This window comes from Streptomyces sp. NPDC090077 (assembly GCF_044747545.1).
Taxonomy (GTDB): Bacteria; Actinomycetota; Actinomycetes; order Streptomycetales; family Streptomycetaceae; genus Streptomyces.
Map to the genome: position 1 here is coordinate 208175 of NZ_JBIVEG010000004.1, position 23689 is coordinate 231863.

Genomic DNA, 23689 nt, shown 5'->3' on the forward strand with positions numbered 1-23689 from the left:
TGTCGGGGCGTGGGGGCCGGGACGGCCGTGCGGGAGCCGGGCCGCCCGTGCGGGAGCCGGTCACAGCACGGCGACCGGGTTGACGGGCGAACCCGTACCGCCCGGCACGTTCAGCGGGCTCACCACGAGCAGGAACGCGTGCCGTCCCGCCCCGGCGCAGGCGGCGGAGAGCGCCTCCAGGTCGAGGTTGTCCAGCAGCGGCACCCCCATCGCCGTGAGGGCGAGGGTGTGCACGGGCGAGTGCAGACCCTCCACCGGCGAGGGCCGTACGTCGCTGTCCCCGTCGGCCCCGAGCAGCGCCACGGCCCGCTCCGCCAGCAGCGCCACCGCGTCCACGTGCCAGCCGGCGCTGCCCGTCGCCGGGTCCCAGGGGCCCAGCTCCCGGCGGCGGCGGAACCGTCCGGAGCGCAGCAGGACCGCGTCGCCCTCCCCGATCCGCACGCCGAGGGCCTCCTCCGCGGCCAGGACGTCCCGCGCCCGGACCGCGTGCCCCGGCTCCAGCCAGGGCACCCCGAGGACGGCGGGCAGGTCCAGCAGCAGGCCCCGGGCGACCAGCGGGCCGAGGTCCGCCACGGAGCCGAACCGCACGCCCCCGGCACCGGCCTCCTCGTGAGCCGCCCGGCCGTCGTAGAGTCGCCCCCGGTAGCCGATGTGCGACAGCGCGTCGAGGTGGCTGACCGACTTGCCGTGGTAGTCCGCGCCGAGGAAGTCCTTGTACGCGGACGGCTCCGGCTCCTCCACGTCGCCGAGGTCGGTCATGTGGTGCAGGGCCGGCCGCGCGTTGTCCGGCCCGGGGGCGGTGTCCCAGGGCCGCCCCAGGGGCACGACCGTCCCCGAGCGGACCAGCGCGGCGGCCCCGCGCACGTGGTCGGCGGTCACCCGGTTCCAGGCGCCGCGCCCGGCCTCCTCCCAGCGGCCCCAGGTGCGGACCGCCTCGAACAGGGCGTCGAACTCCCGGCGGGAGACGGCCGCCGCCCCCGGAGGGCCCTGCGGCGGGGGAGCGGGGGCAGCGGCGGCACTGGGGCTCATGGGGCACTCCGGGGTCCGTACGTCCGTGGCCCGACCTCTATGCCCGCCGGGGCCCGCCGTCTACCAGGCCCGCATCGGCTCCCCCTCCACGAGCTGCGAGACGAACCCCCGCGGCCCCTGCGCCGGCTCCCCCAGGACCGTCACGCGGTGCATCACCCGGTCGACGTCGAGGTGGGCGAAGTCGGTCGGCGCGAAGTGGCAGGTGCTGCGGTTGTCCCAGAGGGCGATGCTGCCCGGCTCCCAGCGGAAGCGGACGGTGTACTCGGCGCTGGTCAGGTGCTGGAACAGCAGCTCCAGCAGGTGGCGGCTCTCCAGCTCGGTGAACCCGGTGATCCGGGTGGTCGAGCCGGGGCTGACGAACAGGGCCTTCTCGCCGGTCTCCGGGTGGACCCGCACCACCGGGTGGACGGCCACCTGCGGGTCCTCGCAGTAGATCCCCAGGATCTCGCGGTCCCGCTCGTCGGAGTGGCGCAGGTGCACGGCCGTGAAGAAGGCGTGCTCGGCCGTCAGCCCGTCCACGAACTCGCGCAGCGGCGCCGACAGGCCCTCGTACGCGGCGACCGTGTTGGTCCACTGGGTGTCGCCGCCGAAGGCGGGGGTCCGCTCGGCCCGCAGGATGGAGAGGCTGGGCGGGTTCACGGCCTGGGTGAGGTCGCTGTGCCAGCCGGCCAGCGGGGAGGACCACTTGCGGCGGTAGTGCTCCTCGAAGTCGGCCCCGTAGCGCTCGGTGTCCGCCTTCGGGTCGACGGTGAGGATCTCCGGGTGCCCCTCGGGGTGCACGCCGTGCTTCTTGCCCTCGCGGCGGGTCAGCGCGCCGAAGCGGCGGCCGAAGGCTATGTGCTGGGCGTGGGTGATGTCCTGGCCCCGGAAGAAGACGACCCGGTGGGCGAGGACGGCCCGGCGGATCTCCGCCACCACGGCCTCGTCGAGCTCCTGGCCCAGGTCGACCCCGGAGATCTCGGCCCCGATGCGGCCGGCGACCTGCTCGACGGAGATCCTGGAGTGCTGCACGGTCTGCGTCACGGTTGTGCCTTTCTGGAAGATCGGTACGGCTCGGGCCGTCTCAGGACGGATGGGCCACCAGCTGCGTCCACAGCGGGAGCAACAGCAGCGCGACCACCGAGCTCTTGATGACGAGGGAGGCCGACATGTCGACCCCGACGTCGTAGCGCTGGGCGAAGATGAACAGGTTCTGGGGCGCCGGCATCGCCGCGATCAGGACGAGGTAGCTCAGCCACTCGCCCTCCACCCCGAAGACGAACCGGCACACCGCGTAGGTGATCAGCGGCAGTGCCACACACTTGAAGCCGGTGATCCAGACCTCCTCCGCGGTGGTGCCGCGGATCTTGATCCCGCTTCCGCCCAGGTGCAGGCCGAGGGCGAACAGCGCGACGGGCGAGGCGCTGTCGCCGACGAAGGTGAAGCTGTCGAGCACGACCCCGGGCACCGTGACGGGCAGCAGGTTGAGCACGATGCCCGCGTTGCAGGCGATCACGACGGGGGTCATCAGCGAGGCGGCGACGGCGGACCCGAGCCGCCGGGCCGGACTCCCGACCCGGTCCGGACGCCCCAGCTCCATGATCGAGATGATGATCAGGGACAGCACGCAGACCTGGAACAGCAGCACCGGGAAGATCGGCGCCGCGTTCCCGAACAGCATGATGAACACCGGCACGGCGAAGTAGGCCGTGTTCACCTGGACGGCCGCCATGATGCGCAGCGCCACGCCGCGCGGGTCGCGTACGCCCAGGAACCAGGCCAGTGCCCCGATCAGCGCGGCCGCGGCGCAGGCCGCGGCCGCGTAACCGCCGATGGCCCGCCAGTTGAACAGGGCCCCGAGGTCGCTGCGGTAGATGTTCCCGAAGAGGAAGCAGGGCACGGCGAAGAGGAACGCGTAGTCCGCGAACACCTTCGAGCTCTCGGCCGGCACCACCTTCCGCCGCGCCAGGACGACCCCGCAGCCGAAGGCCAGCACCACCGGTGCGAGTTTTTCCAGAGCATCAACCGCTCCCATGCACGTGCCCTTGCTCTTGCGGCCCCCTCCGGGGAGCAGGCCTGATTCCCTGTCGCGACGGCTTCCTACCGGGCCCCGGCGCCGGGGAAGCGCACCTCGGCGCGCCCCCGGACCAGGTCCCGGTAAGCCGTGACGATCTTGCCCGTCACCGCGTTGCCGGCGACGTCGTAGTGATGATCATCGAGGCGGCCGACCGGGAGGATCTCACACGCGGTTCCGCACAGGAACGCGCCGTCGGCCTCGCCCGCGAACGCCGGGGCCAGGTCGGTGACCACGCACTCGATCCCCTCCCGTGCGGCGATGGCCAGCACGCACGCCCGGGTGATCCCGTCGATGGTGCAGCGGGTCGTCGGGGTGTACAGCGCCCCGTTCCTGGTGAAGAACAGGTGCGCCCCGGTCGCCTCGACGAAGTTCCCGCGGTCGTCGAGGAGCAGGGCGTCGTCGAAGCCCGCCCGCAGCGCCTCGTTCTTGCTGACCGTGCCGATCATGTAGTTCCCGGCGGCCTTGCTCTTGACCGGGGCGTACTCCGGCGAAGGCCTGCGGTAGCGGCCCGTGACCAGGGAGATCCCCCGGTCCACGGCGTCCTCCGCCGCGTAGTAGCCGGCCGGGAGTTCCCAGGCCGCCACCGAACTGTGCACGGACGTCTTCAGCGCCGCGGTCTGGATGATCTCCGAACCGCGCCAGGCGTTCATCCGTACGTAGCCCTCGGTGATGCCCGCCTCGGCGACCACCGCGCGGGTGGCCGCGCACAGCACCTCCTCGGCGTACTCCAGCTCGAAGTCGAGGATGCGCGCCGAGGCACCGAGGCGCGCGACGTGCTCCTCCAGCATGAAGGGCTCGCCGTCGTAGACGCGGATGCCCTCGAAGATGCTGGAGGCGTAGTGCAGTCCGTGGCTGAGCACGTGGAGCCGGGCGTCGCCCCAGTCCACGAGGGCGCCGTCGTACCAGATCTTGCCGGTGCGCTGGTCGAAGGGGATCACGACTGCCCCTCCTCAGAGCGCCAGGTCGAAGAGCTGCCGCGGCAGGTCCCCGACGAGGGCGATGAAACGCCGCTGGTGCTGCGTCAGGCTGCGCACCGACACCCCGTGCAGGGCGAGCGGGTTGATCGGGTACAGCACCAGGGTGTTGCTCCGGTAGGGGACGGTCGTGACCTCCTCGACGTACTGCGGGTCGATGTCGAAGCGGTTGTCACCGTACTCGGAGGCGCTGGTGTGGAACTTGTGCGCGCCGGGCCGGTACTTGTAGAGCACCAGGTCGCCGCCGGTCGCGTCGTCCTCGGGCAGCCGCATGTAGAACAGCCCGCCGAAGAGCTTGTGCGGCTTGTCCACGTGCGGGCCCCGGTAGGCCGAGGGGCGGCCGGTGACCGCCGAGTTGATGACGGCCGTGCAGTCCAGCAGGATGTCGTGCGTCTCGAAGGAGTCCCGGTTGCGGCGGCCCACCCGCAGCTCGCGCAGCGGGCCCACCTGCTCCTCGGCGTCCGGGAGGTTGGCCAGCAGGTCCTCCTGGAAGAGGTCGAGGAACTCCTCGTAGAAGGCCGGGGAGGAGTGGTAGGTCACGAAGTCCTTCCACACCTGCGCCATCGTGCCGTCGGCCAGCACCATCTCGGACATGTAGTTGTAGCGCTCGTTCGAGGTGATCGGCTTGCCGATCCGCTCGCCGATGTACTCCGCGGTCGGCATGGACTTCGCCAGCGCTTCGTACAGCTCCTGCGGCAGCGCGTCGCTGATCACCACGTGCGGGAACGGGTCCCGGCGGATGTCCGCCTTGGTGACGCCGGCGAGCAGGGAGGTGACGGCGGGCCGGGACCCGGGCGTTTCGGTCATTTCCGGTCTCATTTCTGGGCGGGGAGCGGGGAAGGGTTCAGACCGCGGCAGGAGAGCCAGGTCTCCAGGATCAGGAGGGACCAGAGCAGCTCGGCGGCGTGCGCCCCCGGGCTCTCGGTCTGGGTGCGGAAGAGCTCGTGGACGGCGTCCCGGCGGACGTAGTCGCCGCAGCGGGCGCCGGGGCCCAGGAGGAGGTCGCCGATCATGTCGTACAGCGCCTCGCCCGGGCGGATCATCGCCGCCACCGGCAGGGTGAACGGCTGCTTGGGCCGGTCGATCACGCTGCGCGGCACCCAGCTGCGGGCCGCCCGCGCCACCGGCGCCTTCACGGTGTCACCGGCCACCTTCACGGCGGCGGGCAGCGCGTGCGCCAGGCGCACCACCGACGGCTGGAGGAACGGGATCCGGGCCTCCACCGAGTGCGCCATGCTCAGGTGGTCCACCCGGCGCAGGATGTAGTAGGGGAACCGCTCTGCCTGGTCGTAGCGCAGCAGTGTCTCCAGCTTCCCGTGCGGGCCGGAGCGGACCCGGCGCGCCAGCTCGTCGCCGCCGAGGTCCCCGAAGTGGCCCCCGGCCGCCCGTACGTGCTCCAGGTAGCCGGGCGTGTACAGCCGCCCGAGCGCGGCCGGGCCGGCGACGGCCATGGTGTCCTGGTAGGCGCGGTGCCAGGCGGAATCGCCGTCCCGGGCGGCCTTGGTGAAGCGTGCGTACCCGGCGAACAGCTCGTCCGCCCCGTCGCCCGTCAGGGCCACCTTGAACCCGGCGTCGTGCACGGCCTCGAACAGGGCGAAGGTGCTCAGGCTGTGCGGGGCGTTGTTCGGCTGGTCGAGGTGGCGGGTGAACCGCTCGACCAGCGCGGGGAAGGAGGCGGGGTCGAGGAGCACCTGGTGGTGCTCGGTCCCGCAGTGGCGGGCCACCTCCGCCGCGAAGTGGCGCTCGTCCGCCGGCCAGTCGCCCCGGTAGGCGATGTTGAACGAGGCCACGTCCGACACCAGGTGGGCGGCGAGCGCGGTGGTGTAGCTGGAGTCGAGCCCGCCGCTGGTGATCACGCACACCGGGACGTCCGCGTCGAGCATCCGGCCCATCTCGGTGCGCAGCAGCCCGTCCAGCAGCTCCGCCGCCGCGTCGACGGACGGCGCGCCGCCCGGCCAGTCGATCTCCGCGGGCTCCAGGGCCGTACGGGTGAGGGTCTCGCGGCCGTTCGCGAAGCGCAGCACCGAGCCGGGCTCCAGGGTGCGGACCCGGGTGTACACGGTGCCCGGGCCCCAGACCGCCTTCCCGCCGAGGTAGCGGTCGACCGCGAGCGGGTCGAGGGCGTCGGGGAAGTCCGGGAAGCGGGCCAGCGCCCGCAGCTCGGAGGCGAAGCACAGCCGGCGGCCGTCGTCGGACACGTAGTAGTACAGCGACTTCATGCCCGCGTGGTCGGTGAAGAGCTTCAGGCACGGCTCCTCGCGCTCGTCGACCACCGCGATGGCGAACATGCCCTCCAGCCGCCCGGTGAAGGCGTCGCCGTACAGCTCGTACAGCGGCAGCAGCACGTCGCCGTCGCAGTCGCCCTCGAAGGAATATCCGTGCGCGGTCAGCTCGGCGCGCAGCTGCCGGTGGTTGTAGATCTCGCCGTTGAACACGCAGCACAGCGCCCCGCGTACGAACGGCTGGTCGCCGGCGGCGATGCCCTGGATGGCGAGCCGGTTGTTGCCGAGCGCCCAGCCGTCACCGCGCCGGACGGTCTGCGCGTCCGGCCCGCCCTCGACCATCGCCGCCGCGACGGCGTCGAGCACTTCCCGCCCGGCGGGCTCCCCGCCGAAGCAGCCGTGGATGCGGCACATCCCTCAGCCCTCCGTCCGGCGGCCGGGGGCGGGGACGCTCCCGGCCGCCTCGAAGGAGCGGGCGGCGGTTCCGGCGCGGCTCTGCCGGGCCCCGGGGTGGTGGCGGCCGACGAACTCGGTGACCAGCTCGACCTGCCGCAGGATGTCGTCCAGCTGCGCGGGCGTCGGGCTGACGCCGTGGCCCTCCAGGGCGCTGTTGCCCGTCTTCAGGTACACCGGCGCCGCCACCCGGACGATGTCGGGGGCCTCGTAGGTGCGGATGAACCCGCCCGAGCTGCGCGGGTTGTCCACGTGCAGGTCCAGCGGGACCGTCACCGCCTGCCGCAGGGCCGCGATCATCGGCAGCGTCAGGTCGCGCACCGGGTTGAAGCTGTTCGCGCCGAGCATCTCCAGCATCTGCGCCGACGCCGGGTTGCCCTGCCCGCAGTGCGCGGACACCTTCAGGTGGATCCCGGCCGGCAGCTCGCCGGCGGTCCGCAGCCGCCCCAGCACCCACAGCAGGCCCTCGTCGTAGACGACGAACCCGCGCACGCCCAGCCCGATCCCGCGCTTGACGTCCTCGACGGCGCGCACGATCTGCTCCTGGCCGCGCAGCCGGTAGCCGATCCGGGCGCCCTCGGGGGTCTGCGCCCCGGCGCCGATGTCGTTGGTGGCGCGCGGGCCGACCGACATCAGGACCTCGGCCCCGAACTCCTCGCCGAGCGCGACGTACTCGCCGATCTCCCGGGCCGTGTGCCGGTACATGCCCCGGGTCTCGGTGATGCGGTTGACGGTGAAGCCGCGGCGGCGGCTCTCGCGCAGCAGCCGCTCCGCGGCCTGCACCGAGTTCACCGTCGGCACCTCGATGCGGAAGTGCCCGCCGTCCGCGAAGACGGCGTCCGAGTCCGGCGCGAGCTGCGGGTCCCCGTCCGGGAGGCCCAGCCGGGCGAGCTGCCGGCGGGTCTGGTCGAAGAAGGCGGTCGTGGTCGTCATGGTCGTCGTCCTCACCTCGTCACCTCGATGCCGAGCCGGTCGGCCATGCCCCCGACGACCTCCTCGGCGATGCGTATGGACGTCGCGCGGTCGGGGTGGACCACCTGCACCTCGCCGAAGTTGCCGAGGTTGCCCCGGCAGGGCGGCAGGGTGTCCCCCTCGGGGAAGCGGACCGTCAGCGCGTGCAGGCTGTCGCCGTACTCCTCGGCGGCCCAGCCGAGGTCCGGGACCCGCTCGGGGGCGGGCACCCGGTCGGCGGCGCCGAACCAGCGGACGGTCGCGTACCTGTCGAAGACCGTCGGGCCGCGCTCGATCGGCTCGTTCAGATGGATCCGCACGAGCAGCTCGAAGATGTCCCCGCCGCCCGCGAGCCGGAACAGGTTGGGCAGGCAGGAGCCCATGATGCGGGGGTTGAGCTCGATCAGCCGGGGCGTGCCGTCCGTGCCCAGCATGACCTCCACGTGGAAGATCCCCAGCCGCAGCCCGACCGCGGAGACCACCTCCTCCGCGAAGCGCATCACCCGGTCGTGCTCCTCGGCGGAGATGCCCGCCGGGATCGTCGTCCCCGTCTCCAGGGCCTCGTGCCGGTCCCAGGTGGAGCGCTCGCTCACCGCGAGCCGCAGGAACCGCCCGTGCACGAGTCCGATCTCGGCGGACAGGAAGCGTCCCTCCAGGTACTCCTCGACGAGGATCCCGGCCGCGTACGCGTCGTCCGCGGCCTCCGCCAGGACCCCGGCCAGCCGGTCCGCGTCCGCGACGACGTGGGCGCCCTCGCTCCCCGAACCGCGGGCGGGCTTGACGACGACGGGGTAGCCCGCGGCGTCCGCGAAGGCGGCGGCCTCCTCGAAACCGCCCACCAGCGCGTGCCGGGTGGTGTCCACCCCGGCGGCCGCGAGGATCTCCCGGCAGCGGTTCTTCTGCTTGGCCGCCTCGGCGGCGCCCGCGTCGGTGAAGGGCACCCCGATCTCCTCGGCGATCCGCGCGACGGGCACCACCAGGGCGTCGACGGTGGCGACGAAGGCGTCCACCGGCCGCTCCCGGTGGACGTCCAGGACGCAGGAGCGCAGCGCCGCGAAGTCGGTGGCGTCCTTCAGCACGTGGACCCGGTCGACGAAACGCGCGTACGGGGAGGCGTCGAAGTCGACGTTCTGCGCCTGCTCCATCAGCAGCGAGCGGATGAGCGTCACGTGGTGGCCGAGCCGCTTGGCGGCCTCGAACGCCGGGGCGTTCCCCGTCTTCCAGGTCACGAAGACCACGTGCCGGGCGGCGGGTGCGGACGGGTGCGGGGGGTGGTTCGGGTCGGTCATCGTGTCTTCCTCGCGAAGCGCTGGCCGATGCGGACGAATCCCGGGACGGCGGTACCGGGGGTGGGGATGAAGGAGATCGAACCGGCGAGGACGTTCCTCTCGGACATGGAACTGAAGCCCCCGGCGCCGGACAGCACCAGGTCGCCCTCGTCCAGGCACAGCCACGAGGCGTCCGGCTGCCGCTCCGCGTACGCGTACCGCAGGTGCTCCGCCTCGCCGTGCAGGACCTCCAGCCGGTACCCGTCGGAGGCGTACAGCCCGGCGCAGTCGGCGAGTTCCATCTCGAACGGGCGGCCGGTGCGGATGAGGCCCTCGCCGGTGAGGGAGCGCAGCAGGTCCTCGTAGAGGCCGAAGGCCGGGTAGGCGTTGGCGAGCAGCAGCAGGAAGGAGCGCTCCTCGGGGAAGATCTGGATGAAGTTGTGGTGGCCGCTGCCGTTGGAGTTGAAGCCGAAGGCGGACGGCCCGAACATCAGCCAGCCCAGGCCCCAGGCGTGCATGAAGTGGTGGCCGGGGACGGGCACCTGCGGCGTGCGCATCTCCCGCGCCAGCCCGGCCGAGAGCAGGCGCTCCCCGCCCGGGGCCACCCCGTCGTCGACGGCCAGCATCGCGATCCGCGCCAGCTCCTCCAGGGTGAGGCAGACGGAGAACGAGCCGGCCGCGTCGTCGGCGATGGTCTGCGGCGGCGGGTCGTGGCGCAGGTAGCCCTTCTCCTTCTCGGTCCACACGTAGCCGACGGAGACGGCGCCCCCGTAGTGGCCGCCCTCCGTGAGGGTCTCGGGGACCTCCCGGATCCCGAGCGGGGCGAGCAGCAGCTCGGTGACGGCGCGCCGCCAGGGCACCCCGAGCAGCTCCTCGATCAGCGCGGCGACGATCGAGGTGCCCACCGCCGAGTACGCGAACACCTCGCCCGGCTCGAACAGCTGGCCGTAGGCGGGCAGGGTGGCGATGTAGGAACCGAGGTCCGGCAGGCCGGTGTCGTGCCAGACCTCGTACGAGTCGTCGACCCCGCTGGTGTGGGACAGGAGGTGGCGCAGGGTCACCTTCACGGTGCCCCCGTCGCGGCGCCGGAACGCCTGCGGCAGCAGTTCGTCCAGCGGCTGGTCCAGCCCCAGCAGGCCCCGGTCCACCAGGCGCAGCGCGACGAAGGCCAGCATCGGCTTGGTGACGCAGGTGACGCGCTGGCGGGTGTCCGCCCCGTACGCGGCGCCGGAGACGGTGTCGGTGACGCCGTGGTAGGTGAGCTCCAGGGTGCCGTCCAGGAACACGGCGGCGCCGGCCCCCGGCACCCCGTGGCCGTGCGCGGACTCGCGCAGGGTCTCGGCGACGGCGCGCAGCCGCTGCGCCGGGCCCGCCTCGGCCGGGGCCGCGGCCGCTTCCGCGCGGGTGCGGCGCAGCAGGGCGGCCTGCTCGGCGAGGGTGCGGTGGCGGTAGATCTCGGCCACCCGGACGGGCCGTCCGGCCGCGTCGGACAGGCGCGCCGCCAGCAGGGTGGCGAGCAGCGAATGGCCGCCCACGGAGAAGAAGTCCAGGGCGGGGGAGACCCGGGACAGGCCGAGCAGATCGGACCAGACCGCGGCCACCTCGGCCTCGTCCGGGTCGTCGAAGACGTCCGTGCCGGTGTCGGGCCGCCCCCAGTCGACGTCCCGGGCGCCCAGGGCCTTGCGGTCGACCTTGCCGTTGGGCAGCCGCGGCAGCCGCTCCTCGACGACGATCCTCGCGGGCTGCATGTAGTGCGGCAGCTTGGCCCGCAGGTGGGCGGCCATGGCCTCGACGGCGACCTCGTCGCCCTCCAGGCCCACGTAGCAGACCAGCCGGGTGTCGTCCCCGCTCCGCACGGCCAGCGCCGCGACGTCCCGCAGCCCGACGACGCCGCGCAGTGCCGCCTCCAGCTCGCCGAGCTCGATCCGGAAGCCGCGCACCTTCACCTGGTTGTCCCGGCGGCCCAGGAAGCGGAGTTCGCCCTCCTCCGTCCACCGGGCCAGGTCGCCGGTCCGGTACAGCCGCCCGCCCTGCACCTCCCCGAGGTGCGCCGGGGCGTCGACGAAGGAGGCCGCCGTGCGTTCGGGGTCGTTGATGTAGCCGGCGGCCAGGCCGTCGCCGCCGAGGTGGAGTTCGCCGGTGGCGCCCAGCGGGACGGGCCGGCCGAGCGGGTCCAGCAGGAACGCGGTGGTGTTGTGGACGGGCACGCCGATGGTGGGTGCGCCGTCGGTGGGGCCGGTGAAGCACTTCCAGGTGGAGTAGGTGGTGTCCTCGGAGGGCCCGTAGAGGTTGTAGAGCCGCTCGACGGCGGTGGCGGCGAAGGCCCCGTTCACCAGCTCCCGGGACAGCGGCTCGCCGGCCACGTTCAGCACGCGGGTGGAGGCGGGCACCGCCCCGCGCTGGAGCAGCACGTTCAGGGCGCTGGGCACGGTGTTGACGAGGGTCGGCCGCAGCCCTTCGTCCTCGGTGAGCGCGAGGACGTTGTCCACGACGACGACGCAGCCGCCCCGGGTGAGGGGGGCCCACAGCTCGTACACCGACAGGTCGAAGTTGAGGGAGGTGGAGAAGAGGACGCGTCGCAGGTCCTCGGCCCCGTACGTCTGCCGGGCCCAGGCCAGCAGGGCCACCACGTTGCGGTGACTGATCACCACGCCCTTGGGGAGGCCGGTGGAGCCGGAGGTGTGGATCAGGTGGGTGGTGGCGGACGGGTCGACCGTGACGGCCGGCGGCCGTTCGTCCTCCGAGTCCGCCTTCTCCCGCAGCTCCTGCCACGGCAGTGCGCGCACGCCCCCCGCGCCGAGCCACCCGGGCGCCCCGTCGCCGTCGTGGACGACGGCGGCCAGGTCGGCGGTGGAGGCGATGGCGGCCAGCCGGTCCGCGGGGTAGGCGGGGTCGAGGGGCACGTACGCGCAGCCCGCCTTGTGGACGGCGAGCAGCAGGGCGACCGCGTGGTGCGTACGGCCCAGGGAGAGGCCGATCCGCGAGCCCGGGACGATCCCGTGGGAGGCCAGGGACCGGGCCAGCCGGTTGGCCTGGCGGTCGAGCTCCCGGTACGTGAGCGTGCTGCCCCGCCATTCGACGGCGGGCGCGTCGGGGGTGCGGGCGGCCTGGGCCGCCACGAGGGCGTGCAGCGGGGTGTCGCGGTCGTAGGGCAGGGCCGTGTCGTTGAACCCGTGCACGACCCGGCGGTACTCCTCGGGGGACAGCAGGGCCAGCTCGGCCGCGGGTGTCCCGGGGCGGGCGGCGGCGTCCGCCAGCAGGGTGTCCAGGTTCGCGGCCATCCGCGCGATCAGGGTGCCGGGGAACAGGGCCCGGTCGTAGTGCAGGGTGAACAGCGGGCCCTCCGGTGCCGGCCGGGCCTCCAGCAGGAGCGCGAAGCCCTCCGGTACGGGGGTGGTGCCGTCCGACTCCAGGAAGCCCGCCCGCAGGCCGCCGCCGAGGTCGGCCGCGGTGCCGGGCACGGACGTCCGCACGGCCTCGTGGTGGGCGGCGGCGAACTCCCGGGCGAGGGCGGGCAGGGACTGCTCCGGCGCGGGGCGGGAGCGGACGGCGACCGGCGCACCGTGCGCGCCGCCCGCCCGGCCCAGCAGGACGTCGTCCTGACCGCTGTAGCGGTGCACGAGGACCGCGAACGCCGCGTGCCACAGGTCGGCGGGCCCGGCTCCGGTCGGCCCGTCCGGCGGCCACGTGGCCCCGGACCAGGAGTGCGTACCCCGGCCCGCGCCGTCCGGGGCGCCGTGCCCGGAGTCGCGGACGGGCAGGTGCAGGGCCTGAGGTGAGTCGGCGGAAATGTCGCCCACAGTGATGGTCCCCTCGTTGCATTTCGTTCGACTGGCGTGCGCCGGGCATGCCGAATGGACACGCCGCGCAGATATCCGGCCCCGCCCAATTGAATGCTCCGTGGCGGGGTGTTTGCGTATCCCGAGAATCCACCGGCCCGAAATCGGTCATGTCCGGAGCGGTGCGCGAAAACGCGGGAAAGGAAAGGTGAGTGAATGGTGAATGGTGGAAAGTAGAAACCGGAACGGAAACGGCGGTCAGTGGCCGATGCCCGTGCCGGCCGGGTGCGGGCTCACGCGGCGACGGCGTCCGGAGCGGCTTCCCGCTCCCGGCGCGCCCATGCCGCGATGCGCGGCATGGCGGCTCCGGCCAGCGCGAACCCGAGGGCCATGACCAGCCAGCCGGGGCCCCCGTGGTCGACGGCGAGCCAGGTCAGCAGCGCCGGGGCGATCATCTTGCCCAGGTCGGAACCCATGGCGTAGGTGCCCTGGTACTGGCCCTGGGCATGCTCGGGCGCCAGTGCGAACGACATGCCCCAGCTGCCCGCGGACTGCCGGATCTCGCCCAGGACGTGCGCCAGCGCGCCCAGGAACAGCAGGGCCCCGGCGACGGCCGCGGAGGTTCCCCCGCTGAAGGAGAAGATCACGCACGCGGCCGCGAGGCACAGCGCCCCGGACCGCGAGGCCTTGGCCGCAGCCGTCGGCTCGTCCGTCCCGCGCGCCGCCCTGACCTGGAGGAGGACCACGGCGACCGTGTTGGTCAGCAGGATCGCCGCGATCATCCAGCGGGGTGCGTGGGTGCGGTGCAGCACCCACAGAGGCAGGACGACGTCGAGCAGCAGGTTGTGCATGGACAGCAGGCCGTCCAGCACCACGAAGGCCAGGTAGGGCCGGTCCCGCAGGACCGTCAGGGCCGGTCCGGGGCGGGCCGGCTGCGCCGCCACGGCGGGCAGCAGCAGGGTCAGCAGCCCCGTCGCCAGGTAGGTGGAGGCGTTGAAGACGACGGCCGCCTGGTACGCCCGCACCGAGTCCGCCGCGAGCAGCAGGCCCGCCAGGGCGGCTCCGACGGAGACGCTCACGTTGCTGGTGGCCCGCAGGTAGGCGCGGACCGAGACCCGGTCCTGCGGCGGCACCAGCCCGGCGACCATGGCCATCCGGGCGCTGCGGCTGGCGCTGTAGGCCACCGCCTGGGCGCTGATGACCAGCAGGTACGAGGCGAAGCCGTCGACCACGAGCAGGGCGGCCGTGAGCGGCCCGAGCGCGAGGAAGGAGCAGATCTGCACCGAGCGCGGTCCGATGCGGTCGGCCAGGTGCCCCGTGGGCGTGCTGACCAGCAGCGCGATGCCGGCGGCGATGCCGACGCCCACGGCGAAGCGGCCGGGCGACAGCCCGAGCACGGTGGTCGCGTAGATGGCGCTCAGTGCCATCCAGAGGCCCTGCCCGAGGGTGTGCACCAGGGTGATGCCGGTGAGGACGCGGGCCGGGCCGGCGGGCGGGAGCAGCCGGCTCAGCATCGTGTTGCCGCTGTGCGGTCCCCGCGTTCCGACGTCGTGATTCTTCCTCGTGCGCACGCCAGGATCACTGACACGCCCCCACCCCTCGTTAAGCGCCGTTGCCAACGACAAGATTCGGGAATTTCCCCGTGGTCGCGGGCCGAGATCGTCGGCGCCGCAGGCCATATCGAAACTTGATCGACATCGGGCTGTCCAGGAAATATCCCTGTGACCCCGGTCACATGGGCGAAATCCCCGGATCGGGTAAAGCCCGAAGAAAAATCATGTGCAGATACGGTCGACGCCCTACCCCTACCGGCCGGTATGGGTATAGGGCCGGAGGGTTTGATTCCGCCTAAAGAGGGGTGGGCGGGCCCTTCTGGCGGGCGGGCGCGGGGCCCGGCGGGGAGGTCGGCGCGGAGGAGGCCGTCGAACCGGCTCGCGGCCCTGGAGGCGCGCGCCCTGGCTGGTTTCCGCCGTCGTCGCCCGGCATCGGCCGTGCCGGTCCGTGCTCGTTCGGGTGCGGCCCAGGGCGCGGGGAACAGGACCGCCCCCGCCGTCCCGACCGGACCCCGACCGACGCGGCGCGCGGCGGCGCCCGGCAGGGTCCGCCGCTCCACCAGGTGGCGGCGCCCGGACCCCCTTCCGGGTGACACCCCTGCCGGGCTTCGGCCCGCGACGCCGGGCACGGGCCCACGATCGCCACCGGCCGTACCCGCACCGCCCGCCGATCGCGGGGTTCCGGACGCCTGGGAGATCACGTGCACGTCCTGCTCGTCGCGAGCGCCTTCAACAGCCTCACCCAACGGGTCCACGCCGAACTGCGGGACCACGGACACAGCGTGGCCGTCGAACTCGCCCTGCCCGGCACGGACCTCGCCGAGAGCGTCCGCCGCCACCACCCGGACCTCGTCCTCGCACCGATGCTGAAGACGGCCCTCCCGCGCGAGGTCTGGTCCGCGTACACCTGCCTCGTCGTGCACCCCGGCCCCGTGGGCGACCGGGGCCCCTCCTCCCTGGACCGGGCCGTCACCGAGGGACGGACCCGGTGGGGCGTCACCGTCCTCCAGGCCGACGAGGAGATGGACGCCGGCGACGTCTGGGCCACGGCCGACTGCGCGCTCCCGCCCGTCGGCAAGAGCGACGCCTACCGCGGCGAGGTCTCCGACGCGGCCCTCGCCGCCGTCCTGCTCGCCGTGGAGCGCTTCGCCTCGGGCACCCACGTCCCGGCCCCGCAGGGCGCCGCCACCGCACGCCCCTACCTGCGCCAGCCGGAGCGCCGGATCGACTGGGAGCACGACACCACCGACGCCGTCGTACGCGCCCTGCGCGCCGCCGACTCCCGGCCCGGAGTCCTCGACGACCTCCTCGGCGGCCAGTGGTTCCTGCACGGCGGCCACCCCGAGGACACCCTGCGCGGCACCCCCGGCCGGCTGCTCGCCACCCGCGCCGGAGCCGTCTGCCGGGCCACCCGCGACGGCGCCGTCTGGATCCCCGAACTCCGGGCCAGGCGCGCCGCCGGCGAACCCGCCCCCGTCAAGCTCCCCGCCGTCCTCGCCCTCGGCGACCGGCTGCCCGCCCTCCCCGAGGTCCCGGCTCCGCCCGACGGACCGCCCGGCACCCGCACCTGGACCGACATCCGCTACCGCGAGCAGGGCGGGGCCGGCTTCCTGACCTTCTCCTTCCCCGGCGGCGCCATGAGCACCGGCCACTGCCGCCGCCTGCTCGCCGCCTACCGCGAGGCCTGCTCCCGCCCCACCTCCGTCCTCGTCCTCGGCGGCACCCGCGACTTCTTCTCCAACGGCATCCACCTCGGCGTCATCGAGGCCTCCGCCGACCCCGCCGCGGAGTCCTGGGCCAACATCAACGCCATGGACGACCTGGTCGAGGCGGTCCTGACCACCACCGACCGGCTCGTCGTCGCCGCCGTCGCGGGCAACGCCGCCGCCGGCGGGGCCCTGCTCGCCCTCGCCGCCGACGAGGTCTGGTGCAGGTCCGGCGCCGTCCTGAACCCGCACTACCGGCTCATGGGGCTGTACGGATCCGAGTACTGGACCTACACCCTGCCCCGCCGCACCGGCACCGGCGTGGCCGAACGCCTCATGGCCGACGCCCTGCCGATCGGCTCCGCCGCCGCCCGTCGGCTCGGCCTGGCCGACCGCACCCTCGACCGCGGCCCGCAGGAGTTCGCGGACGAGACCGCCCGGCTCGCGGTCCGCCTCGCCGCCTCGCCCGCCACGCAGTCCGCCATCGCCCGCAAGAAGGCCCGCCGCGACCGGGACGAGGCCGCCACCCCGCTCGCCGCGTACCGGGAGGCGGAGCTGGCCCGGATGCGGGCCGTCTTCGACGACCCGGCGGCGCCCTACCACGCGCTGCGCCGCGCCTTCGCGCGCAAGGAGCCCGCCGACCGGACGCCGCCGCACCTGGCCCGCCCCGTCCCCGGCCGGCAGACGGCGCCCCTGCCCGCGCGCCGTCCCCCCGTCACTGGACCGGCCCCCTCCGACAGGGCACCCGGCCCGCGGCCCTGCTAGCAAGAAGGGTGGGGCAGATCCCCCGGCCCCGGCCCACCCCCACCCCCCCCGCATCCCTCCCCGAGGAGCACCCCATGGATGCAGCAACGCCCAGCGCGGTAGAGGACCCCCCGATCCACATCCTCTGGATCAACGCCGGACTCAGCTGCGACGGCGACTCGGTCTCCCTGACCGCCGCGATGCAGCCCAGCATCGAGGAGATCGTCACGGGGGTGCTCCCCGGCCTGCCGAAGATCGCCGTGCACTGGCCGCTGATCGACTTCGAGTGCGGACCGGTCGGCGGCGCCGACACCTTCATCGAATGGTTCTTCAAGGGCGAGCGCGGGGAGATCGACCCCTTCGTGCTGGTCGTCGAGGGCTCGATCCCCAACGAGAAGATCAAGCCCGAGGGCTACTGGTGCGGGTTCGGCGACGACCCGGAGACCGGCCAGCCCATCACCACCAGCGAGTGGATCGACCGGCTGGCCCCCAAGGCCCTCGCCGTCGTCGCCATCGGCACCTGCGCCACGTACGGCGGCATCCACGCCATGGAGGGCAACCCCACCGGCGCCATGGGCGTCCCCGACTACCTGGGCTGGGACTGGAAGTCCAAGGCCGGCATCCCGATCGTCTGCGTCCCGGGCTGCCCCATCCAGCCGGACAACTTCTCCGAAACCCTCACCTACCTGCTCTACCAGGCGGCCGGCTCCGCGCCGATGATCCCGCTGGACGACAAGCTCCGCCCGACGTGGCTGTTCGGCGCCACCGTCCACGAGGGCTGCGACCGGGCCGGCTACTACGAGCAGGGCGACTTCGCCCACACCTACGACTCGCCCAAGTGCCTGGTCAAACTCGGCTGCTGGGGCCCCGTCGTCAAGTGCAACGTCCCCAAGCGCGGCTGGATGAACGGCATCGGCGGCTGTCCGAACGTCGGCGGCATCTGCATCGCCTGCACCATGCCCGGCTTCCCCGACAAGTTCATGCCGTTCATGGACAAGCCGCCCGGCGCGACCCTGTCCACCAAGGCCAGCGGCGCCTACGGCGCGGTGATCCGCAAGCTCAGGGCGGTCACCACCCACACCGTGGACAAGGAGCCGAAGTGGCGCCAGAAGGGCCGGCAGCTGACCACCGGCTACCGCCCGCCCTGGTGACGGCCGCCCCGCGCCCGCTCCCCACCGCTCCGCCGCGACGCACACCCCGCTCCCGCTCACACGAAGGGCCACGGCAGACACGATGACACCGAAGACGAAGGCGGCCGGCGACGGCAGCGGGCTGGTCGAGATGGCCTGGGACCCGATCACCCGGATCGTGGGCAGCCTCGGCATCCACACGAAGATCGACTTCAAGCAGAAGCGGGTCGCGGAGTGCTACAGCACCTCGTCGGTCTTCCGCGGCTACAGCGTCTTCATGCGCGGCAAGGACCCCCGCGACGCGCACTTCATCACCAGCCGGATCTGCGGGATCTGCGGCGACAACCACGCCACCTGCTCGGTGTACGCGCAGAACATGGCCTACGGCGTGAAGCCGCCGCACCTCGGCGAGTGGATCATCAACCTCGGCGAGTCCGCCGAGTACATGTTCGACCACAACATCTTCCAGGAGAACCTGGTCGGGGTCGACTACTGCGAGAAGATGGTCCGCGAGACCAACCCCGGCGTCCTCGAACTCGCCGAGCGCACCGAGGCCCCGCACGCCGCCGAGCACGGCTTCCGCACCATCGCCGACATCATGCGCTCCCTCAACCCCATCGAGGGCGAGTTCTACCGCGAGGCCCTCCAGGTCAGCCGCTACACCCGCGAGATGTTCTGCCTGATGGAGGGGCGCCACGTGCACCCCTCCACCCTCTACCCGGGCGGCGTCGGCACCGTCGCCTCCGTCCAGCTCTTCACGGACTACATGAGCCGCCTCATGCGGTACGTCGAGTTCATGAAGCGCGTCGTCCCCCTCCATGACGACCTCTTCGACTTCTTCTACGAGGCCCTGCCCGGCTACGAGGAGGTCGGCCGCCGCCGCGTCCTCCTCGGCTGCTGGGGAGCCCTCAACGACCCCGAGTACTGCGACTTCACCTACGCCAACATGACCGACTGGGGACGGAAGATGTTCGTCACCCCGGGCGTCGTCGTGGACGGCAAACTGGTCACCAACGACCTCACGCAGATCAACCTCGGCATCCGGATCCTCCTCGGCAGCTCGTACTACGACGACTGGGAGGGCCAGGAGCAGTTCGTCACCCACGACCCCCTCGGCAACCCCGTCGACCCCCGCCACCCCTGGAACCAGCACACCATCCCCGCCCCGCAGAAGCGCGCCTTCGACGACAAGTACAGCTGGGTGATGTCCCCCCGCTGGTTCGACGGCAAGGACCACCTCGCCCTCGACACCGGCGGCGGCCCCATCGCCCGGCTCTGGTCCACCGCCCTGTCCGGACTGGTCGACGTCGGCTACGTCAAGGCCACCGGCCACAGCGTGGTCATCAACCTGCCGCGCACCATGACCAAGCCGGAGACCACCTTCGAGTGGCGCATCCCCAAGTGGAGCAACGCCCTGGAGCGCAACCGCGCCCGCACCTACTTCCAGGCGTACGCCGCCGGCATCGCCCTGCACTGCGCCGAGAAGGGGCTGGCCGAGGTCCGCGCCGGACGCAGCCAGACCTGGGAGAAGTTCGAGGTCCCGGACGAGTCCATCGGCTGCGGCTTCACCGAGGCCGTCCGCGGCGTCCTCTCCCACCACATGGTCATCCGCGACGGGAAGATCGCCAACTACCACCCCTACCCGCCCACCCCCTGGAACGCCAGCGTCCGCGACAGCTACGGAACACCCGGCCCCTACGAGGACGCCGTCCAGAACACCCCCATCTTCGAGGAGAACACCCCGGAGAACTTCAAGGGCATCGACATCATGCGGGCCGTGCGCAGCTTCGACCCCTGTCTGCCCTGCGGCGTCCACATGTACGTCGGCGGCGGCAAGACCGTGAAGTCCATGCACGTCCCCACCGGCCTGAGCGGACTGGGTGGATGAGCGCCCCCACGGCCGACGGCCTCCAGGCGGGCCGCCGGGTCGAAGAGGTCCTCGACCGGCTCGCCGCCACCGGCGACCGGCAGACCCACGAGGCCGCCGAGGAACTGGTCCGCGTCCTGATGGACTTCTACGGAGCCGGCCTCGGCCGGATCGTGGAGCGCCTCACCGCCCTCGAACCCGGGGCCGACCCCCTGGCCGCACTCCTGGAGGACGAGCTCACGGCGAGCCTGCTGACCCTCCACGACCTCCACCCCGAGGACGTCCGCACCCGGATCGCCCGCGCCCTCGACACCCTGCCCGAAGCCGAACTCGCCGGCTACGACGAGGCCGACGGCACCCTGCGGCTGCGCACCGCCCCCGACGCCGGCTGCGGCTGCGGCAGCAGCGCCGAGGACACCCTGCGGCGCATCGAGGACGTCGTGGCCGCCTTCGCCCCCGAGGTCACCTCCGTGGAACTGGCACCCGCCGCCCCCGCACCCCCGCTGCTCCAGATCACCACCCGGCCGCCCGCCCCGGCGCGGGTCCCGTGAGCCCCGACCGGCGGCCGGGCGCCCCAGCCCCCGGACTGCGCCGCTTCACCCGGCCCCGCACCCCCCGCCCCGAGACCTGCGAACTGTGCGGCACGGCGGTGGCCGGGGACGGCCACCGCCACCTCGTCGAGACCGACCGGCGCGCCCTGGTCTGCGCCTGCACCCCCTGCGCCCTGCTCTTCGACCGGCCCGGCGCCGGAGCGGGCCGATTCCGCACCGTCCCCGTCCGCTACCTCAGCGACCCCGGCCACCGTTGGGACGACGAGGCCTGGGACCTCCTCCAGATCCCCGTCGGCGTCGCCTTCTTCTTCCGCAACGCCGCCCTCGACCGGCTCGTCGCCCTCTACCCCAGCCCCGCCGGGGCCACCGAGAGCGAACTCGACCCCGCCACCTGGCAGCGCGTCCTCGGCGCCGGCCCGCTCGCCGGCCTCCTCGAACCCGACGTCGAGGCCCTGCTGCTGCGCCGCGAGCACGGCCGCACCGCCTGCTACCTCGTCCCCATCGACATTTGCTACGAACTGGTGGGCCGCATGAGACTGCTCTGGCAGGGCTTCGACGGCGGCGCGGAAGCCCGCGCCGCCCTCGACGCCTTCTTCGCCGAGGTCGAACGCCGCGCCGTACCCGCCGACCGGCAGCCCGCCACGGCCCCGGCCGGGGAGCCGCGGACATGACCGACCTCACCTTCACCTGCACCGGGGTGCGCGCCGACCCCTACGCGGCCGGCCCCACCCTCCTGCTGCGGCTGCGCGTCACCGCCCCCTCCACCACCCGCGTCCACGCCCTCGCCCTGCGCTGCCAACTGCGCATCGAACCGGCCCGCCGCGGCTACGGCCCCGGCGAGGCCACCGCCCTCCAGGACCTCTTCGGCGAGCGCTCCCGCTGGGGCACCACCCTCCAGCCCGTCCAGTTCGCCCAGGTCGCCGTCATGGTCCCGAGCTTCACCGGGGAGACCGAGACCGAGGTGCCCGTCCCCTGCACCTACGACATGGACATCGCGGCGACCCGCTACTTCGACGCCCTCGAGGACGGCGACGTCCCGCTGCTGATGCTGTTCTCCGGCACGGCCTTCACCGGCTCCGGCGGCTTCCGCGTCGAACCCGTCCCCTGGGACCGCGAAGCCACGTACCGGATGCCCGTGTCCGTGTGGCGGGAAATGATCGAACAGCACTTCCCCGGCTGCGGCTGGCTGCGGCTGCCCCGCGACACCATGGACGAACTCCTCGCCTTCCGCTCGCGGCACGCCCTCGCCTCCTGGGAGTCGACCGTACGCACCCTCCTGGACGCCGCCGCCACCCCGGACACCCCCGCCGGCGGCCCGGAGCCCGTCCGGGCCGCCGCACTCCTCGACCGGCTCGCCGGGAGGACGACCCCGTGACCACCACCTCCCCGCCGGACGCCCGCTTCGCGGCAGCCCGGCAACTCGCCGACGCCGTCCTCTTCGAGGGGTACGTGCTGTACCCCTACCGGGCCTCCGCCGCCAAGAACCGGATGCGCTGGCAGTTCGGCGTCCTGGTCCCGCCCGCCTGGGGCCCCGCCCACGGCGAACACTCCTTCCAGCGCACCGAGCTGGTGATGGAGCCCAGGGGCGACACCGACCTCCACCTCGAACTCCGCTTCCTGCGCGCATGGCGGCGCACCGTCGAAGAGGCCCGCGGGGACGGCTCCTTCCACCCCGTGCCCGAACTCCACCTGCCCGACCGGGTCCTCGTCCCCTGGGACGAGGGCACCGAGGAGCACGCCGAGCTGACCGTGCCCGTCGCCGAACTCGCCGCCGGCGAGGTGACCCTGCCCCTGGTCCGCCCCGCCCGCGAGGAGACCGAGCCCGTCGCCGACGCCGACGGCCGCGAACGCGGCCGCCTGGTCCGGCGCGCCGAACGGATCGACGCCGAGGTCCGGCTGCGCGCCGAGGAGCTCGACGTGCCCTACCGGGCGCTGAAGCTCACCGCCGTCGTCGAGAACACCGGCACGTGGACCCCGGAGCCCGGCGCCGGCCGCGACAGCGCCCTGCCCCGCTCCCTGGTCGCCGCCCACCTCCTGCTGGGCCTCGGCGCGGGCTCCTTCCTCTCCATGACCGACCCGCCCGAATGGGCCCGGCCGGCCGTCCGCGGCTGCGCCAACCGGCATACCTGGCCCGTCCTCGCCGGCGAGGACGGCCGCGCCGACGTGGTCCTGTCCTCCCCGATCATCCTGGAGGACCACGCCGCGATCGCCCCCGAGAGCGCCGGCGCCATGTACGACGCCCTGGAGATCGACGAGATCCTCGCCCTGCGCACCGCCGCCCTCACCGACCAGGAGAAGCGCGAGGCCCGCGGCACCGACCCGCGCGCCGCCGCCGTCGTCGACCTCGCCGAGACCATGCCCCCCGAGGTGCTGGAACGCCTGCACGGCGCCGTCCGCGCCCTGCGCGAGATCACCGAGCCCGGCCGGGCGGCGGTACCCGACGACGTGTTCACCCCGGACACCCCCTGGTGGGACCCGGCCCACGGCGCCGCCGCCGAACCGGCCCCCGAACACGTCACCGTCGAAGGCCGCTCCGTCGGCCCCGGCAGCCGCGTCCTGCTGCGGCCCGGCCTGCGCCGCACCGACGCCCAGGACCTGTTCCTGCGCGGCAGCGCCGCCCGCGTCGAAGCGGTCCTCCACGACGTCGACGGCGGAGTGCACCTCGCCGTCACCGTCGACGGGGACCCCGGCGCCGACATCCGCAGGGAACAGGGCCGCTTCCTGTACTTCCAGCCCGACGAGGTCAGCCCCCTGGAGGACGCGTGAACGGCCGGACCCTGGTCGCCGGCATCGGCAACGTCTTCCTCGGCGACGACGGCTTCGGCGTCGAGACGGTCCGCGCCCTGGCCGCGCAGCCGCTGCCCGACGGAGTGGAAGCGGTCGACTTCGGCGTGCGCGGCGTCCACCTCGCCTACCAGCTCCTGGACGGCTACGACACCCTCGTCCTCGTCGACGCCACCGCCCGCGGCTCCGCACCCGGCACCCTCCACCTCATCGAGGCCGACGGAACCGGCCCCATCGACCCCGGGGGCGCGGTGCTCGACGGGCACGACATGTCCCCCGACACCGTCCTCGCCCTCCTCGACACCCTCTGCGCCGGCACCGGCGCCACCCCGCCCCGGCGCACCCTCGTCGTCGGCTGCGAACCCGCCACCGTCGAGGAGGGCATCGGCCTGAGCCCGCCCGTGGCCGCCGCCGTCCCCCACGCCGTACGCATGGTCCAGGAACTGCTCCCGAGGAGGACCCCGTGAAGAAGGCCGTCGCGTTCGCGCTCGCCGCCCTGTTCGGCGCCGTCGTCGTCACGATGCTCCCCGACCTGAGGCGCTACCTGCGCATCAGCCGCATGTGACCGCCGGGCGCCCGCCGCCCGAACGGCGTACGCGCCCCCGGTGCGTCGGCGCGCCCG

At 73.4% G+C, this 23689-nt stretch carries 19 protein-coding genes; 9 read left to right on the plus strand and 10 right to left on the minus strand.

The features are described 5' to 3' along the window. Positions 1-60 precede the first annotated feature (60 nt). The 10 genes from ACIPW5_RS09600 to ACIPW5_RS09645 all read right to left on the minus strand — a co-directional run bounded on the left by ACIPW5_RS09600 (position 61) and on the right by ACIPW5_RS09645 (position 14303). The gene (locus tag ACIPW5_RS09600) at positions 61-1029 is read right to left on the minus strand and encodes a cyclase family protein (protein WP_401242680.1); all 969 of its coding nucleotides are present in this window, start codon (positions 1027-1029) and stop codon (positions 61-63) included. A gap of 60 nt (positions 1030-1089) precedes the next feature. Continuing rightward, on the minus strand, positions 1090-2052 hold the full coding sequence (locus ACIPW5_RS09605) for a TauD/TfdA dioxygenase family protein (protein WP_401242683.1): 963 nt from the start codon (positions 2050-2052) through the stop codon (positions 1090-1092). A 40-nt stretch (positions 2053-2092) separates the two neighbouring features. Further along, positions 2093-3043 carry an AEC family transporter gene (locus ACIPW5_RS09610; RefSeq protein WP_401242686.1) on the minus strand — a complete coding sequence of 317 codons (951 nt, stop codon included), beginning with the start codon at positions 3041-3043 and terminating at the stop codon, positions 2093-2095. A 65-nt stretch (positions 3044-3108) separates the two neighbouring features. Further along, entirely contained in the window at positions 3109-4023 is a 915-nt protein-coding gene (locus ACIPW5_RS09615; RefSeq protein WP_401242688.1) for an aminotransferase class IV, read from the minus strand. A 12-nt stretch (positions 4024-4035) separates the two neighbouring features. Continuing rightward, positions 4036-4866, minus strand: coding sequence for a hypothetical protein (locus ACIPW5_RS09620; RefSeq protein WP_401242691.1), 831 nt, complete (start codon positions 4864-4866; stop codon positions 4036-4038). Between the two features lie 8 nt (positions 4867-4874). Next, a complete protein-coding gene (gene asnB / locus ACIPW5_RS09625; RefSeq protein ID WP_401242693.1) occupies positions 4875-6695 on the minus strand; it encodes an asparagine synthase (glutamine-hydrolyzing) in 1821 nt (606 codons plus the stop codon). 3 nt (positions 6696-6698) lie between these two features. After that, a complete protein-coding gene (locus ACIPW5_RS09630) occupies positions 6699-7667 on the minus strand; it encodes a peptidase (protein ID WP_401242695.1) in 969 nt (322 codons plus the stop codon). Positions 7668-7678: 11 nt separating this feature from the next. Then, a complete protein-coding gene (locus ACIPW5_RS09635) occupies positions 7679-8974 on the minus strand; it encodes an ATP-grasp domain-containing protein (protein WP_401242698.1) in 1296 nt (431 codons plus the stop codon). After that, positions 8971-12753, minus strand: coding sequence for an amino acid adenylation domain-containing protein (locus ACIPW5_RS09640; RefSeq protein ID WP_401242700.1), 3783 nt, complete (start codon positions 12751-12753; stop codon positions 8971-8973). The genes ACIPW5_RS09635 and ACIPW5_RS09640 overlap by 4 nt, the downstream gene beginning before the upstream one ends. A gap of 272 nt (positions 12754-13025) precedes the next feature. After that, positions 13026-14303, minus strand: coding sequence for an MFS transporter (locus ACIPW5_RS09645; RefSeq protein ID WP_401242703.1), 1278 nt, complete (start codon positions 14301-14303; stop codon positions 13026-13028). 683 nt (positions 14304-14986) lie between these two features. Here ACIPW5_RS09645 and ACIPW5_RS09650 point away from each other — a divergent pair. The 9 genes from ACIPW5_RS09650 (at position 14987) to ACIPW5_RS09690 (ending at position 23632) form a co-directional block, all read left to right on the plus strand. Next, complete coding sequence (locus tag ACIPW5_RS09650; RefSeq protein WP_401242704.1) at positions 14987-16756, plus strand: enoyl-CoA hydratase-related protein; 1770 nt, start codon at positions 14987-14989, stop codon at positions 16754-16756. A 74-nt stretch (positions 16757-16830) separates the two neighbouring features. Next, positions 16831-17886, plus strand: a complete 1056-nt coding sequence (locus ACIPW5_RS09655; protein ID WP_401242707.1) for a hydrogenase expression protein HypE — start codon at positions 16831-16833, stop codon at positions 17884-17886. Between the two features lie 82 nt (positions 17887-17968). After that, on the plus strand, positions 17969-19753 hold the full coding sequence (locus ACIPW5_RS09660; RefSeq protein ID WP_401242710.1) for a nickel-dependent hydrogenase large subunit: 1785 nt from the start codon (positions 17969-17971) through the stop codon (positions 19751-19753). Continuing rightward, entirely contained in the window at positions 19750-20283 is a 534-nt protein-coding gene (locus tag ACIPW5_RS09665) for a hypothetical protein (RefSeq protein ID WP_401242713.1), read from the plus strand. The genes ACIPW5_RS09660 and ACIPW5_RS09665 overlap by 4 nt, the downstream gene beginning before the upstream one ends. Further along, the gene (locus ACIPW5_RS09670; RefSeq protein ID WP_401242716.1) at positions 20280-20954 is read left to right on the plus strand and encodes a DUF5947 family protein; all 675 of its coding nucleotides are present in this window, start codon (positions 20280-20282) and stop codon (positions 20952-20954) included. The genes ACIPW5_RS09665 and ACIPW5_RS09670 overlap by 4 nt, the downstream gene beginning before the upstream one ends. Next, a complete protein-coding gene (locus ACIPW5_RS09675; RefSeq protein WP_401242717.1) occupies positions 20951-21658 on the plus strand; it encodes a DUF6084 family protein in 708 nt (235 codons plus the stop codon). Before ACIPW5_RS09670 ends, ACIPW5_RS09675 begins: the two co-directional genes overlap by 4 nt. After that, on the plus strand, positions 21655-23049 hold the full coding sequence (locus ACIPW5_RS09680) for a hypothetical protein (RefSeq protein ID WP_401242720.1): 1395 nt from the start codon (positions 21655-21657) through the stop codon (positions 23047-23049). Before ACIPW5_RS09675 ends, ACIPW5_RS09680 begins: the two co-directional genes overlap by 4 nt. After that, positions 23046-23534, plus strand: coding sequence for a hydrogenase maturation protease (locus ACIPW5_RS09685; protein ID WP_401242723.1), 489 nt, complete (start codon positions 23046-23048; stop codon positions 23532-23534). Before ACIPW5_RS09680 ends, ACIPW5_RS09685 begins: the two co-directional genes overlap by 4 nt. Further along, positions 23531-23632, plus strand: coding sequence for a DUF6893 family small protein (locus tag ACIPW5_RS09690; RefSeq protein ID WP_401242725.1), 102 nt, complete (start codon positions 23531-23533; stop codon positions 23630-23632). The genes ACIPW5_RS09685 and ACIPW5_RS09690 overlap by 4 nt, the downstream gene beginning before the upstream one ends. Positions 23633-23689 lie beyond the last annotated feature (57 nt).

Excerpts from the sequence above, each read along its gene's own strand:
- ACIPW5_RS09600 (WP_401242680.1), bottom strand. The coding sequence starts at position 1,029 with ATGAGCCCCAGTGCCGCCGCTGCCCCCGCTCCCCCGCCGCAGGGCCCT.
- ACIPW5_RS09610 (WP_401242686.1), bottom strand. The coding sequence starts at position 3,043 with ATGGGAGCGGTTGATGCTCTGGAAAAACTCGCACCGGTGGTGCTGGCC.
- ACIPW5_RS09620 (WP_401242691.1), bottom strand. The coding sequence starts at position 4,866 with ATGACCGAAACGCCCGGGTCCCGGCCCGCCGTCACCTCCCTGCTCGCC.
- asnB (WP_401242693.1), bottom strand. The coding sequence starts at position 6,695 with ATGTGCCGCATCCACGGCTGCTTCGGCGGGGAGCCCGCCGGGCGGGAA.
- ACIPW5_RS09630 (WP_401242695.1), bottom strand. The coding sequence starts at position 7,667 with ATGACGACCACGACCGCCTTCTTCGACCAGACCCGCCGGCAGCTCGCC.
- ACIPW5_RS09635 (WP_401242698.1), bottom strand. The coding sequence starts at position 8,974 with ATGACCGACCCGAACCACCCCCCGCACCCGTCCGCACCCGCCGCCCGG.
- ACIPW5_RS09655 (WP_401242707.1), top strand. The coding sequence starts at position 16,831 with ATGGATGCAGCAACGCCCAGCGCGGTAGAGGACCCCCCGATCCACATC.
- ACIPW5_RS09660 (WP_401242710.1), top strand. The coding sequence starts at position 17,969 with ATGACACCGAAGACGAAGGCGGCCGGCGACGGCAGCGGGCTGGTCGAG.
- ACIPW5_RS09665 (WP_401242713.1), top strand. The coding sequence starts at position 19,750 with ATGAGCGCCCCCACGGCCGACGGCCTCCAGGCGGGCCGCCGGGTCGAA.
- ACIPW5_RS09675 (WP_401242717.1), top strand. The coding sequence starts at position 20,951 with ATGACCGACCTCACCTTCACCTGCACCGGGGTGCGCGCCGACCCCTAC.